This is a genomic window from Bacteroidota bacterium (assembly GCA_039714315.1).
Lineage (GTDB): Bacteria > Bacteroidota > Bacteroidia > Flavobacteriales > JADGDT01 > JADGDT01.
On the sequence record JBDLJM010000089.1, the window covers coordinates 1 to 13065 of the forward strand.

Sequence of the window (13065 nt, forward strand, 5' to 3'; positions counted from 1 at the left end):
ACACATCTAAATATTTTTATATTACCTTAGTAAAAATGCATTTTTGTTAATGAATAAACCGAATCATATATAAATGATAGTTAAATATTATCCATATTCATTAAAACTCGCAAAAGTTTTTAAGATTTCTTATGAAACTCGTACCGAGCAGGCAACTTTAATTGTTGAGTTAAATCACGAAGGAGAAGTTGGATATGGTGAGTCGACTGCAATATCATACTACAATGTAACTGTAGATGAAATGATAGAACAATTGAAGGAGATAATACCTTTAATTGAGGGGCATGATTTTACTACACCTGAAGAGTTATGGGATGTAATTTCACCAATTTTATTAAAGAAACATTCATTCTTGCTTTCGGCGATAGATTCTGCCGCTCACGATTTGTACGGTAGAATTCACAAAGAGAGAGTTTACGAAAAAGTTACAGACGAAAGTAAAGAAACACCTCTTTCTAATTATACAATTAGTATTGGTACGGCCAAAGAAATGGTGAAACAAATTCTTGATAAACCATGGCCTGTATATAAATTGAAGCTTGGAGCAGATACCGATCCCGGTGTTTTGGCAGAAATTCGTAAAGTAACGGATGCGCATTTAAGAATCGATGCTAATGCTGCCTGGGATTTGGAAATAGCAACGAAATGGTTGCCTTATCTGAAAGAAGCCGGAGTTGAGTTGGTTGAGCAGCCATTTGCTATCGACAATGAAGCCGATTTGGCTGAGTTTCAAAAGATCTGTGATATTCCTATAGTTGCCGATGAATCGTGTCAGAAAGAGGAAGATGTTGAAAAATGTGCTAAGAATTTTGATGCTATCAATATTAAGCTGATGAAATGCGGAGGTCTTACACCTGCAATTCGTATGGTTAAAAAAGCTCAGGAATTGAACTTAAAACTTATGGCCGGTTGTATGACAGAGTCGTCAGTTGGTATTTCAGCTATGACACAAATAGCAACCAGTCTTGATTATATAGATGCAGACGGTGCGGTATTAATTGCAAATGATCCTGCCAGTGGTGTTGAAGTTATTGATGGTGAAATTATTTATCCTGATGCCTATGGTTTGGGAATAGAACTTAAAAAGGAAATTTTAGATGTTGTATAAAAAGGTAATTATATCTGTTCTTGTAGCAGCGGGTTTGTTTTCATGTGAAGAAAAAAAATCGGAACCTGTAGCTGATAATCTTCAAACTTCAATCGATTCATTAAAGAAGGCTGAGGCTTTTGATAAAAATGAAAATGTATTTTACTATCAGCTGGATACTTTAGAAAATAAAGAAGTAGTTGTAAAATATAAAACGACTGATAAGGAACTGGCCGAAAAGGCTGTAAAGATTTCTGATGGATATAATTTTAAATCGGAAATAATCAGTTTGCCGGAAGGTGAAAATATTGAAAAACCATATGCAGTTGTAAATACTTCTGTTGCCAATACCAGAGCGGGAACATCAAGAGCAAAAAGTATGGCTACTCAGGTAATTATGGGTATGCAACTCGAAATTCTTGATAACGAAGGTAAATGGTACAGGGTTAGAACTCCACAGGGGTATGTAGCCTGGATTGTAAAATCATCGTTTGAGTTTCTTACAAAAGAACAATCTGAAGAGTTGAGAAAACAACCAAAAGTAATGATAACAGCTCAAACAACTTTTGCCTATAATCCGGATAATAAAGAGCAGGTAGTTTCTGATTTGGTTTATGGTAATGTTGTTGTAGTGGAAAAAAATGGTAAAGAATGGACTAACGTTGTTCTACCGGGTAACAGAAAGGCTGTTGTAAAAACTTCTGAAGTTGTGGAGTTGTCAAAATGGCAGGAAACTGCAAAATTCGACAAGGAAATATTAGTAGAAACTGCATACCAGCATTTGGGGCAGCCTTACCTGTGGGGAGGAAATTCATTTAAAGGAAATGATTGTAGTGGTTTCTCTGCGGCAGTATACTGGTCAATGGGGATGTTATTACCTCGCGATGCTTATCAACAGGCAAAACAGGGAGATCATGTTGATTACGAAATGGGAAGTGTTGAAGGATTTAAAAACCTGGAAGTAGGTGATTTATTGTTCTTCGGTGGAAGTAGAGTAACTCACGTTGCTGTTTGGATTGGAAATAATGAGTATATACACAATTCAAGTACTTATGGAAGAGTGTTTATATCAAGTATAGATTCAACAAAAGAGAATTATCATAGCGATTATCTGGCGACTCATATTCTTGATATACGCCGAATAAACGGAAGTAAAAATACAGATAAGATTATTGATTTGACAAATATGTCAATTTGGTAATTACATACAATTTGGGATTAGAATTATTTAAAGAAATTGAATTGTTTATCAATTCGATGTGTGTGTGTGAAAATGGCATAGTTATATCAACTATGCCATTGTTTTTATAATTAAATTTGTTCAGACACAGAAAAATAAATAGTATGTTAAAAAAGATAAATGCCACTTTATTGGTTTTATTAATTATTACTGTTTCCTCTTCTGCTCAGGAACAGAAATCTTATTTTGAAAAACTGGATAAAAAACAGTTGACAAAACTGTCGGAAAGATCATTAGAAGCAATTTCAGAAAATCATTTTATTCCACCATATAATTTGCCTGTAACAATTGACAGTGCGTTTATCGATAAAAAAAATAAGGTTTTAAATATTTATTATTCTAATACTCTTGCTTATGTTCCGGTCAGGGAGGAATGGTTAAATAATTTTGAGTCTGAGGTAAAAGGTGCACAACGTAGAAAAATAAGAAGAAAATATGAAGTAAATAGCTTTATAGACTCTTTGCCATTAGCACAATACATTCCTAACATTTATCGAAAAACTATTAGTGTAGATAGTCTCAGAATGCTTAAACAGCAGGAGAATAATACTTCTCATGTCAGAAATACAGATAATCCTGCCAATATTACTCAAGGATTAAATAATAAGCATATTTCAGTTTGGGGAGGACACGGGCTTTTTTATGATAACGGGAAAGAAATTTGGAGGTGGCAGCGTCCAAACCTTTTTACGATAGTGGAGGATATGTTCACCTATTCATATATAGTTCCTTATTTAATGCCAATGCTCGAAAATGCAGGAGCGAATGTTTATTATCCAAAGGAAAGAGATACAAATACTGAAGAGATTATTGTTGATATAGATAATAGTGCGGATAAAGTTGTAGGAAGCAAAAATGTTGAGGAAAAAAATGGCGGTTTTTTGCTGAAAGAATTTTATGGAGATTATGAAAATCCTTTTGTTTCCGGAAAACATTTAGAAATGAAGAGTTCTAAACTAAGCTCAGAAAGAGATTCAATAGTTTATAACTTTAAAGCCGATAATCAGGGAGATTTTGCTGTTTATGTTTCCTATGCAAAAGGTGAAAATGTAAGTGATGTAAAATACAGGGTTAGTCATGATGGTGGAGAAACTGATTTTGTCGTAAATCAGAAAATGGGATATTCTACATGGGTTTATCTTGGAACTTTCCGGTTTGGAGCCGATGATTCGAAAGTTACGGTTTATAATAATTCGGAAGAAGAAGGTATAATCAGTTCCGATGCAATTAAAATTGGAGGAGGGTATACAAGAATTATACGTGAAGGAACCATTAGCCCAAAGCCCGCTTATATGAACTCCGGGAGGTATTATATGCAATATGCCGGTATGCCCGATTCGGCGGTATATTCTTTGACTAAATATGAAAGTGATTATAAAGATGACTACAGAGGCAGGGGAGAATGGGTAAATTACCTTTTAGGTGATATATATAGTCATAACAGAGACAGTTCTTTGCAGGGGTTAAATATTCCTATTGATTTGTCACTTTCATTTCATACTGATGCCGGTACTACTAAAAACGATTCGGTTATTGGTACTATGGTAATTCACAGTACAAAAGGTTTAAAGGATGAAAGAAGTTTTCCGAACGGAAGAAGCAGATTTGCTAATCGTGATCTGGCCGATATCATCAACACGGAAATACTTAAAGTAATCAGAAATAATTATAAGAGTGACTGGTCTGCACGTGAAATGTGGGATAAAAAATACTCGGAAGCCACTTATCCTAATGTTCCTTCTCTTTTGATAGAACTGCTTTCGCATCAGAATTTCGGAGATATGAAATACGGATTAAATCCAAGTTTTAAATTCGACGCTACAAGAGCTATTTACAAGGGAATTTTAAAATATCTGTCTTATTACGATAATACAGAGTATGTTGTGTCTCCATTATCGGTTAATAGTTTTTCTGTTAATTACTCAGATAAAAAGTTAGTGTTGAATTGGGAGGAAACAATAGATGAAAGTGAAGAAACTGCCAAAGCAGATGATTATATTGTTTATACAAAGGTTGACAGTGGAGGATTTGATAACGGAGTTCTTGTAAGAGGAAAAGAATATGTTTTCGATAAAATAGAGTTGGGAAAAATATATTCATTCAAAGTAAAAGCTGTAAATAAAGGAGGGGTGAGTTTCGATTCTGAAATTCTTTCTGCATGTATTAATGATTTTGATGATAATCCGATATTGATTGTAAATGCTTTCGACAAAGTTTCCGGACCGGAGTTTTTCGATTCTGACAGTTTGGGTGGATTTTCCAATTGGAATAAATCGGCAATTGCCGATGGTGTTGAATATTCTTTTACAGGCTTTCAGTATAATTTTGATAAAAATGACCCTTGGGTTTCTGATCCTTTAACCGGTCACGGAGCCAGTAATTCGGATTATGAAGGTAAAAAGGTAGTAGGAAATACATCTGATTATCCATATAAGCACGGAGAGAAGTTTTCAAAATTGAAATTATCTTTTGTTTCAACAAGTGCGAAATCATTTGAGAACAATCCGGAAAAGTTTAAAAATTACGATAAGCTGGATCTGATATACGGAAAACAGAGTACTTATAATTTAAAAACAGATAACAACAAAAACGATTATTCTGTATTTAAAAAATCGATGCGTGATGCTTTGGATAATTGGTTGAGCAAGGATAAAAGTTTGTTGATATCCGGTGCTTTTATTGCTAAAGATGTATTTCTTGATAACTCTATAGACTCCTTAAGAGGCAAATGGGTGACAGAGAATTTGCAATATTCAATTTATACTGATAAAGCGTGTCAAACGGGAAAAATTGAAGGTAAAAGCGAATTGAAAATATCTAAATTACCATCAGCAGAACATTTCGAACTCAGATCTGTTGATGCATTAAGACCTGAGTCAAATGCCAAGATTATTTACAGATATCAGGAAAACGACTTTCCTGCAGCAGTTCTGGGAAATAAATATGGTTATAAGGTTTTAAGTTTTGGTTTCCCATTGGAATCGGTAGTTGAGAATAAGGAAAATCTGTTCAAGGAGATTGTGGAGAGATTATCATGGTAGAAACGATGCGTGGTAGTAGTGGTAGAGACGATGCACGCATCGTCTCTACCACGCAATATATTATTTATAGCCAATCAACAAATCAGAATATTTGAAATTGTAAATCTCAGGAAATTTTTCAGGATTTACTTCGTGCATCATTTCATAAACAGTGTCAAAAACATCTTCTGTTGACGGTTTCGAGAAATAGTCTCCGTCCGAAGCATATGCCGGCCTGTGTTCTTTGGCAGTTAATGTTTTAGGAGGACTGTCGAGGTAATTATATGCTTTTTGTTGCTCAATAATTCGTTGAAGAATGAAGGCTGAAGCACCATGTGGCAAATCTTCATCAATAACCAATAAGCGATTTGTTTTTGAAATTGATTTTGCAATATCGTGATTTATATCAAATGGAAGTAGTGATTGAATGTCAATAACCTCTGCATGAATTCCAATTTCAGCCAGTTGTTTTGCAGCATCTTCTACAAGATGGAATGTGGCCCCATATGAAACAAGGGTTATATCGCTACCTTCGCGAGTGATTTCTACCTGCCCTACGGGCGTTCTGTATTCCCCTAAATTATTTGGAAGCTTTTCTTTTTTTCTGTATCCGTTAAGCGGTTCTATAACAAGTCCCGGTTCGTCGGATTGTAAAAGAGTGTTATAGAATCCGGCTGCTTTAGTCATGTTTCTTGGAACCAGTACATTTACTCCCCGTATTGCATTAATTATTTTACCAAGTGGAGATCCTGCATGCCAAACTCCTTCAAGCCTGTGACCGCGGGTTCTTACTATCATCGGAGCTTTTTGTTGCCCCATTGTGCGGTAATGAACCGTAGCTAAATCATCACTCATAGTTTGAATAGCGTACATCAGATAGTCCAGATATTGAATTTCTGCAATCGGTCTCAGACCTCTCATGGCCATTCCTATTCCCTGACCTATGATTGTAGCTTCCCTTATACCTGTATCTGCAACTCTGGTTTCTCCGTGTTTAGCCTGAAGCCCTTCCAGTCCTTGATTAACATCGCCAATAAAACCGGTATCTTCACCAAATGTCAGCACCTCCGGACGTGTTGTAAATACCTTGTCAAAATTATCCCGGATTATAATTCGGGCATCAACAAGAGGTGAATTTTCATCATATGCAGCTTCTATTGCTTCTATTTTATGAGCTGCATTTTCTGTTTCGCTCCAAACATGCGAACTGAATTTACACTGATTGTCAATGTTAAACTGTTTTACCCAACTTTGTAGTTTATGCTTGGTGTCGATATCTTCATTTCTTACATAACGCAGGGCTTTCCTAACCGAAGAAATCGATTCTTTAAATCCCGGTTCTTTAATTGCGGCCAGTTCTTTGGTGAGATTGTTAATTAAATCAGCATTTTTACTTTTACTGCCTAAGTCTTTTAGCATTAAGAAAACTTCTTTTTGAACCTCTTTTATTGGTGTTATATAGTCATTCCATGCTGAAGTTTTGTGTTCTCTGACAAGTTTCTTAGCTTCTTGTTCTATATTTTCTATGATAGATTCATCATCAACAATTTTCTTTTCAAGAATCCACTCACGCATTTTTTTTATGCCATCGTGATCTTTTTCCCACTGCAGTCTTTCTTTATTCTTATATCTTTCGTGCGATCCCGAAGTGGAGTGTCCCTGAGGTTGGGTTAATTCGATTACATGTACCAATACCGGGACATGTTCTTCCCGTGCAATTTTTTCGGCTTTTATATAAGTTTCAATTAGTGCCGGATAATCCCACCCTTTAACTACAAAAATTTCAAAACCTTTTTTGTTTTCATCCCTTTGGAAGCCTTTAAGTGCTTCTGATATATTTTCTTTTATTGTTTGATGTTTAGCATGTACCGATATACCATATTCATCGTCCCAAACCGACATTATCATAGGTACCTGCATTACTCCTGCAGCATTCATGGTTTCCCAGAATAATCCTTCTGAAGTACTCGCATTACCTATAGTTCCAAATGCAACTTCATTACCATTATTACTGAAATTTGTCCAGTCTTTTAAATCTTCGATCTCCTTGTAAACTTTTGAGGCCTGTGCTAAACCTAATAAACGTGGCATCTGACCGGCTGTAGGGGAGATATCTGCGCTGGAATTATATTGTTCCATGAGGTTTACCCAATTTCCGTTTTCATCGAGACTTTTTGTGGCGAAGTGCCCGCCCATTTGTCTACCTCCGGAAGTAGGTTCTTTTTCTAAATCAGCATGTGCGAAAATTGCAGCAAATATTTGCTTAGGGGTAAGTATACCTTTCGCCATCATAAATGTTTGATCTCTGTAGTAACCTGATCGGAAGTCGCCCTTTCTGAATACTTTTGACATAGCGAGGTTGGGAAGTTCCTTTCCATCACCGAAAATTCCAAATTTAGCCTTACCCGTAAGTACTTCTCTACGTCCTATTAAGCTTGTTTCTCTACTTTCGCACGCTATATGGTAATCATTCAATATTTCTTTTCGAAATTCTTCAAAAGATAATTGTTGATCTGTATTTGTTCCTGAATTGTCCATTGTTTATAGTATTAGAGCTATGCAAAATTATAAAACTAAGCATAACAAATATAATAGTTTTAAAATAAAAGCTAAAGTGTGTGTGTTGCCTTATTACTAATGATTAGTTTATGGGGTTTTGAACAACGATTATAACAAAAAGTGATATGAATTAGGTTAAAATAATCCCCTTCTGAAGTAACTGATGATTCTTTTAAAGTCAGAAATGAAAATAAAGCGTATTTTCTCTTCGTAATTAGGAGTGTTAAACTCACTTCCTTTGTTAGAGTAAATAGGGAAATATACTTCCAATATTTCGGGAACAAAATTGAACCTTACTCCGGTATCCCAGATAAATTCTGTACCGTGATTTTGATTTTTGTAAAGCCCGACATCACCGTAAACTTCGATGAATTTCCATATTGAAACGTGGGTGTTGGTGCTTACAATCCAATGATCGGCAAATTTATCGTACTTTGTTTTAAAACCACCATCGCTTATTACCATTTGTTGACTTAGTATGCCGCTTGTTTCAGATCTTCCTAAGAAATTATAATCGAATAAATAATCTGTAGAGCTGTTTATTCCAAAATTGTAATTTTCATGTTCAACATTATTATAGAAAAAGATTCCTGCAAAAATTCTAAAATCAATCAGGTTTTTCCAGTCAGTCATTTTCCTAAAACGTATTTCTGAACTTAGTCTTCCGAATTGATCACCAATTTGTAAATCAGTTCTGATTCTGTAATCATCTATCTTTTCGGGATTACTGTAAATATGTCGTAGGTTGAATATTTGATATTCGTCGTACTTTCCATTTTCATCATCTACAATTTTTCCGGGTGGTAGTTCTTTATCTACATTAATATATCTTGCAAAAATATAATTTGATTCAACACCACGAGGATTTGGTCTTTTGAAGTAAAGTCTGAATGCGGGGTTATACTTAATAAATGCTAAATCCCGGTCGTAATGTGAGTATTTGGCAAACATACCAAAACTCATTTTGTGAAATATATCACTATTCCTAAAGTAGTATGAATAAGTGAAAGAACCAGTTCCTGTTAATGAATTGGCCTTGGCAGCATAAAGAGGTCTGAAATTGTAGTTGAATGGTTTTTGAATTAATGATTTGTTGTAAAAAGCACTACCCAGAAGAAGACCGTCGTATGCGTTCCACGATATGTATGGGTTAACAAAAATTTGTGTGTAATGGGGGTTTTCAACGTCTGTCATCAGCTTAAACTGAACCGGCTTTTCAATAATATGATACCATTTTTTATTGTATTTCAATGTGTTGTCCCTAAAGTTGTATTCAGGTAGAATTGTTTCGTTGTTTAATACCAAGCGATCAATATTTTTATTCAGTGGAGTATAATTGATTGATTCCTGAAAACCATTTACCCATTCCGAGAAAATCAGGGAGTCTTTTTTATACCCGTATACTTTTAGAGGACCTGTATAGTCAGTTTTATTTTTTATAATTATACTATCCTGTTTCCTTTTTATTTTATAGTCAATCAGATTTCTCTTCTCGATATAATCATCAAAAAACCAGTCACTTTTTCCATTAGAGTTAACAGAGAAAATGTTTTTCATTCTTTGAGGGTCGGTAAACCGCTTTGAAGAAAAGTTGAATGTTTCTCTCAGCGATTTTGAAAAACTATCATTCCCGATATAGTCTTTTAAATATGCAAAACCCATTGAAGCTTTAAACTGATTGATCGCCAATAGGTTTAAGTTTGCAAATTTATCGTATGATATACCGATAGGCTGATCTAAATTCTTTCTGGCCATTACTAAATACAGTAAATGTTGCCGATCGTTAAATTTCAATTCTGACAGGTCGAAGTATTTTGAAATCCAGTAATCAGACAAGTTCCCGAAAAGCTTTTTATCAGGGTAGTATGTTGCTATGTATTGCGACAGGAGGTAAGAGTTTAAGCCCTCAATCATCCATGCATTTGCTCTAATATTTGTAAAAATTGACGATTTAATATAATGATAGCTAATGGCTTTAAAGATTTCGATCTCTTTTTGAAACTTCGGTCCCATTGTTTCTATTAATGGGAGTGTATTCATACTGTAAATAGGGTTGTTTTTAAGATATACCGAACTAACCCACAATTTAGAAAGTTTAAAGGGACCCAAATTAGCTTCCAGAAAATCAAGTTGTCTTTTCAGTAATTCATCGAAAGGATCTTCAAACCTAAAAGCAAAAGGGTATACAATATCTGTTTCCAGATTAATTATATTAGAGTTTTTTGTTGTTACCTGATATTTTTTAAAGTTGTGTTTTTTTCGGTAGATCATAACATTTACCGATCCGAGAGTTTTTCCCGAGAGTGTTGTTTCGAACCTGTTAAATCCCAGATAAGCTTCTTTATAAAGAAGGTTGGATGATATCTTGTAATCTTCCGGAAGTCTTATTTTTATCAGATATATGTGCGGCTCTATAAATAAATCATCGAGGTCTTTGTTCGACATAGTATGCCACTCTCCATCACTGTATACTGCCGGACTCAGATACCATTCTTTTAAATAGTAGCCCTTTTCGCTGTATCCAAAACCGGTAAATCGTGCATCAGGCAGTTTCAATATGAAAGGAGTTGTAATATCAATAGTTTCTCCCGGCTTTAGAGGAGTGTTTAAAAGGAGTTCTATGATGTCGTGAGAATGGTTTTTATAACTCCAGTACAATGTATCGTTATCAGTTTTGAACAGGAAGCCACTAATGTTTCCTTTCTCTTCCGATAGAGCATAGTGCATATCTGTTTTTCTGTTCTCTCTGTATCTTTTTCCAAGATTAGTATTTCTGTTTCTGTAGGACGCAGGCCAGGAATGAAGAAAAATTCTATTTAGGGTATCATTGCTGTTATTTTTGTATGATAATGCCTGCCAACCGATAACTCTTTTACCAATAGTGTCGAGACTTGCCTCTATTATTATAGGATTTAATGCCGTATTCTGCCCATGCAGCACAGCGCTAAAAAGCAATATTATAATTAGAAAGCTCTTTTTCAAGTTAGTTGGTTGTTATTGGTGATTAATTTTTTGTTGTCAGGCGTAACTATAAACTTACGAAAATCTTTGTTTGCGAATATTGTTTTTTATGAAAAATAAAGTGAGAAAAAATAAAACCGGTAGAATTAATAATAATCCTACCGGTTTTGAAAAGTGATTCCTTATGATATAAGGAATTAACCTGTTGATATTTAGTTTACTTAAGATCCAGTATAGTTGTTGAACGTTTTTCTACTTTAATGCCTGAAAAGTCAATGATATCACCGCTAATTACGTCTAATGCTTTAGAAAATCCTTTTAATTTTTCGCTGTAACGTTTTGTGTTAATAGTTTTTTCTACCTGATTATTGTTTACAATAACCATTACAGTTTGTTCATCGCTATATCTGAAATATACATAAATACCGTCTTCGGGTACAAATTGAATCAGTTTTCCGTTGGCAATAGCAGAACTGTTCTTACGCCAGTTGGCTAATTTTGCAATATAATTCCATGTGGAGTTCTCATCATTACTTCTTCCTTTGGTAGTAAACTTATCTGTTTTATCTTCTTTCCAACCGCCTGAAAAATCCTGACGCAGATAACCGTGATGTCCACCTCTGTCCATGTTTATTTCGGCTCCATAAAATAATTGAGGTATTCCGCGGGTTGTAAGCAGTACTCCTAAAGCCATCCTGTAATCCCTAAGGTTTCCGTTTACTGTTCCTAAAAATCTGTCTATATCGTGATTGTCCAGAAAAATCACATTAGCATTGGGGTTTTCATATAAATAATCCCATGTTAAAGTGTAATATATTTTTGAAATACCTGTATTCCAACCGTTTTTTTCATTTACAAGATCCGTTAATGCGTATTGCATATTAAAATCCGTTATTCCGGCCATGTGAGAATCAAAATCCTTTCCATTTTTAGGCCCTTTAGTAGCCCACGACTGTGTTGGAACACCAGTAACCCATGTCTCTCCGAAAATCGAAAAATCGGGATATTCTTCCAGCAAAGTTTTTACAAGATCACCCATGAACTTTTGATCAGAATAATAGTATGTATCTATCCTGTATGCATCAATTCCATACTCTTCTATCCACCAAATTGAATTTTGAATTAAGTAATTGGCAACATGTTTATTATTTTGATTCATATCGGGCATAGATGAGTCGAACCAGCCATTCTTCATTTTTTTTGAGTCGTATTCCGAAGCATGAGGGTCGAACAGGGTGGTAGCTCTGTAGTTCGAAGATGTGTACTCATCCCAGTGATGAACCCAGTCTTTAGAAGGCAGATCTTTTATAAGATAATGGTTTATTCCAAAGTGGTTGTAAACTACATCTTTTATAACTTTTAGATTTCTTTTATGACTTTCAGAAACATAATCAGCATAATCTTTATTACTACCCATCCGCGGGTCTACATTGTAATGATCGGTAAAACCGTATCCGTGATATGAAGCCCTGTTTTGATTGTTTTCTTCAACGGGGTTTAACCAGGTGGAAGTAATACCGAGACTTTGTATATAGTTAAGTTTATTAATAATACCCTTTAGATCTCCTCCGTGCCTGGCCTCATCTGAATTTCGATCAAATTCCTGATCGTGCATTCCTTTTATTTTGTCGTTTGATGTATCACCATTTGCAAATCTGTCGGGTGTAATTAAATAAATCAGATCAGAAGGACTTATACCTCTATATTCTTCAGCTTTTTTTTGTCTGGATTTTAACTCATACTTAAGCTTGTATTTTTTTCTTCCAACTTTATAATCAATAAATTTAATACCTGCCAATGCATTTTCTGAAATATCAATTTCGATATATGCATAATTTGCATTTTCGGGGAGTATAACTTTGCTAATACTAATATCAGATTCTTTGGTTGAGAATTCTGCTTTAGATATACCTTTTCCGTGTACTAACAGTTCTATTTTGTTATATTTCATGCCAGTCCACCAATTGGGAGGGTCTACTCTGTCAATTTTCTGGGCAAATGATGTATGCGAAACGAAAAATATTGCTATTAGTATGTAATATAATTTTAAGTACATATTGATGTTGTTTGTTGTAACAATTCTTTATTTTTATAAAGATACATAATAAGAAAAAAAATAATTTAGTGTAAAAGTAATTTTTTTAGTGTATTAGATACACTTTGTGTGAAAATTATTGAGAAAAGAACTTTATATTTGG

The 13065-nt window shown here is 34.6% G+C and carries 6 protein-coding genes; 3 read left to right on the top strand and 3 right to left on the bottom strand.

Annotated elements, in window-relative coordinates; translation table 11 throughout:
• Nucleotides 1–73: 73 nt before the first annotated feature.
• The 3 genes from ABFR62_09455 to ABFR62_09465 all read left to right on the top strand — a co-directional run bounded on the left by ABFR62_09455 (nt 74) and on the right by ABFR62_09465 (nt 5368).
• Nucleotides 74–1108: a dipeptide epimerase gene (locus ABFR62_09455; protein ID MEN8138648.1), complete on the top strand. Its 1035-nt coding sequence runs from the start codon at nt 74–76 to the stop codon at nt 1106–1108.
• Complete coding sequence (locus tag ABFR62_09460; GenBank protein MEN8138649.1) at nt 1098–2288, top strand: C40 family peptidase; 1191 nt, start codon at nt 1098–1100, stop codon at nt 2286–2288. Before ABFR62_09455 ends, ABFR62_09460 begins: the two co-directional genes overlap by 11 nt.
• 143 nt (nt 2289–2431) lie before the next feature.
• Nucleotides 2432–5368 carry a hypothetical protein gene (locus tag ABFR62_09465; GenBank protein ID MEN8138650.1) on the top strand — a complete coding sequence of 979 codons (2937 nt, stop codon included), beginning with the start codon at nt 2432–2434 and terminating at the stop codon, nt 5366–5368.
• Between the two features lie 60 nt (nt 5369–5428).
• Here the strand turns inward: ABFR62_09465 and ABFR62_09470 are convergent, their stop codons facing one another.
• The 3 genes from ABFR62_09470 to ABFR62_09480 all read right to left on the bottom strand — a co-directional run bounded on the left by ABFR62_09470 (nt 5429) and on the right by ABFR62_09480 (nt 12923).
• Nucleotides 5429–7885, bottom strand: a complete 2457-nt coding sequence (locus tag ABFR62_09470) for a thiamine pyrophosphate-dependent enzyme (protein ID MEN8138651.1) — start codon at nt 7883–7885, stop codon at nt 5429–5431.
• Between the two features lie 156 nt (nt 7886–8041).
• Nucleotides 8042–10888 carry a hypothetical protein gene (locus ABFR62_09475; protein MEN8138652.1) on the bottom strand — a complete coding sequence of 949 codons (2847 nt, stop codon included), beginning with the start codon at nt 10886–10888 and terminating at the stop codon, nt 8042–8044.
• A gap of 196 nt (nt 10889–11084) precedes the next feature.
• Nucleotides 11085–12923 carry an alpha-amylase family glycosyl hydrolase gene (locus ABFR62_09480; GenBank protein MEN8138653.1) on the bottom strand — a complete coding sequence of 613 codons (1839 nt, stop codon included), beginning with the start codon at nt 12921–12923 and terminating at the stop codon, nt 11085–11087.
• Nucleotides 12924–13065 lie beyond the last annotated feature (142 nt).